This is a genomic window from Faecalimonas hominis (assembly GCF_054660755.1).
The window spans coordinates 1-996 of the sequence record NZ_BAAHSH010000080.1 but is presented as its reverse complement, the minus strand read 5'-3'; the positions used below and the strand labels follow the sequence as shown (position 1 = coordinate 996).

Sequence of the window (996 nt, the reverse complement as noted above, 5' to 3'; positions counted from 1 at the left end):
GTTTCGTACAGTCCTTATCAGAAAAGACACCATAGGTCGCACCTGCAATAGAGTAATTCCCGTTACCGTCTGTAATGCTGGTATTACTGGAAACCTTTTGCAGTTTCGCATTTCCAACATTTAATTTCGCCCAGAATTGCCCCAATTCCTGCCCCTCGCCAGAGTAGATATAACCGCCACATTCATAGCGTCCTTTATTTTCTTTGACAAAGGCTCTTGCACCAGAGAAAACTTCGTCCTGCGTAGCCTTTGGAATTTCATCATAAGAAGCTCGCACGTTATCACATTGCCAGCCAAGATGTACGCTCAATCTCTGCCAGACTACAAGCTGTCTTAAAAGGTAAGCGTGATTTTTGCTTATTCCGCTGTGACTGTCTGTGTACTGTTTTACACATTCGATAGATAAGGCAACGTCGCTTATCTGGTCGATACTCATGCGTGAGCTTGCGTCAGCTCTGGTCTTGTAACCATTCTTAAAGTCTGTGTTAATGTCAATACAGTAAGCGTCCTCGCTCTCAACGGTTAAATGTCCCTCATTAAAGGTAGAACCAATCGAACCGTCATTCATTACTTTTTCAACGATACCGACACGCTCTTTTGACTCCGTCCAGTATTGCTTGCTTTCTGCATGAACGGGTGTAGTCGGTAAAGCAGTAACGACAGTTGCAAGAGCTAAGAAGCCCGTACACAATCGTTTCAATGTCTTTTTCATAAATCTAATGCTCCTTTCATTCGGGTAATAAAATAGCCGTCCAATAAGAACGGCTGAAAATAGAAAAGGAACGTCATGTTAGGCGTTCCATAGTCTATAAGTTATTCAATTTTTTCTTGTTTCAATACTGATGTGCTGTACCATATCTTTGCATATCTAGGAAAACTTGCGTATCAAGGCTCATTCGTTAGTAGTAAATAAGTAGTAAATTGATGTGTTTATTTCCTTGAAAATGCTGATAGATACTGTGTTTTAGCGGATAATCAGATTTTTATTGTGTTTTT

The 996-nt window shown here is 40.6% G+C and carries 1 pseudogene; it reads right to left on the bottom strand.

What is annotated here, in order from left to right:
• A pseudogene (locus tag ACYQ35_RS11490) lies at positions 1-712 on the bottom strand (hypothetical protein); the annotation flags it as partial.
• Positions 713-996: the final 284 nt, after the last annotated feature.